1 tRNA gene is annotated in these 245 nt (G+C 48.2%); it reads left to right on the top strand.

The features are described from left to right. The first annotated feature begins 81 nt into the window (after positions 1-81). Positions 82-167: transfer RNA gene (locus COE25_RS29880), tRNA-Leu, on the top strand. The last annotated feature ends 78 nt before the right edge of the window (positions 168-245 follow it).

The following is a 245-nucleotide window of genomic DNA, read 5'->3' as shown; positions in this document are numbered from 1 at the left end:
GACTCCCTTCACCCGCACCAAATGTTTCACTTGAATTAATTTGGTTAGTGTGTTATGATTGTTTTTGTCGCTAATTATCGTGCGGTCGTGGCGGAATGGCAGACGCGCTAGGTTGAGGGCCTAGTGGGGGCAACCCCGTGGAGGTTCAAGTCCTCTCGGCCGCACCAAATAAGTTGTTGACAAACAATATCGAGTCTGGTATACTTTAAAAGTTGACTCCAATACATGCGCCCTTAGCTCAGCTG

The organism is Bacillus sp. AFS031507 (genome assembly GCF_002584635.1).
Classification (GTDB): domain Bacteria; phylum Bacillota; class Bacilli; order Bacillales; family Cytobacillaceae; genus Neobacillus.
This window is presented reverse-complemented; position numbering and strand designations above follow the sequence as displayed.